The sequence below is a fragment of the Bartonella sp. AD328YNZD genome, assembly GCF_042196425.1.
On record NZ_JBHIQG010000572.1, the window covers coordinates 1 to 1,040 of the forward strand.

1 protein-coding gene and 1 pseudogene are annotated in these 1,040 nt (G+C 25.8%); both read right to left on the bottom strand.

Annotation, left to right across the window (positions count from 1 at the left end; all coding sequences use genetic code 11):
• Nucleotides 1-267, bottom strand: a pseudogene (locus tag ACFIO3_RS13775) (hemin-binding protein); the annotation flags it as partial.
• A 569-nt stretch (nucleotides 268-836) separates the two neighbouring features.
• On the bottom strand, nucleotides 837-1,040 hold a 204-nt coding region (locus ACFIO3_RS13780), incomplete at its 5' end, for a hypothetical protein (protein WP_375704652.1).

A 1,040-nucleotide genomic window follows, 5' to 3' on the forward strand; every position in this document is an offset into this window, starting at 1 on the left:
CTGTTTCTCGATGGGTATCCATGATTTACTTTTACTCTCCTCATCAGGATAGAGAGGAATATCAACATAAGGCGTTTTTGCAGAAATTTTACTTGAAAAGCCTCCAACTTGCCCCCCAAAATAAAAACCTGACCAAGAAAAAAGTGAAGAAGAAGCAACTTCTGAAGCAACATGTACAGACTCTTCAGGAACTACGACATCTGCAGCCTGTACTATAGAAGATGAAACCAAAGAAAAAACAGATGCTGTTATAAATTTTGTATTCATAAAATTATACCCCATTGCTAAATTTAAATATAATTAAAAATCACATTTAGAAAAACAAAGTTTTATAAAATTTTATACCAAAAAACCGCATGCACTCCTTTACATTTACATTTAAATATACCACTGCTAAATACATCATTACATCAAAATTGAATTTTATCAAATAAATTTTAATAACTATTAAAATATTATAATAATGAATACTTTAAATGACAAATCTTTAATAAAAATGTCTATTATATTTTTAAAAATGAGAAAATATAACACATTTTTTATCCAAATTACCGCATAAAAAATCATAAAATAGAATATTTCAAAGCATTTTTTCATGAAAAAATTCTGAAATGATGTAATTATTGTTAGCACATTGATATTTAATTAAAAATATTATAAATATAAAATAGTATAAAAATACCTCTATATGCTTACATATAAGTAGATTCTATGTATATAAAAAACTACATCTATCTTACACTGAAATCATACTACTACTTTTAAAGTATGAGATTATTAACAGGCGCAATATCTTTATCTTTCTAGAGATTATCTCAAAAAAGTCCTCAATCACTTTATTTAAAAATTGCTCTTCCCCTACTGATTTCTATATTATCATCTGCTTTTATTGCAAAACGGTCTTTATTAGGAAAAGTTATAAAACATCCTTTCATACAAATTGTAATTGTTTGATGCGTATTTAAAGAAATTTTTAAAGGTACACTTCCTTCAACAATAATGAGAGAGTGTATCTTTAAATCAGTATTTTTCACTGTTGC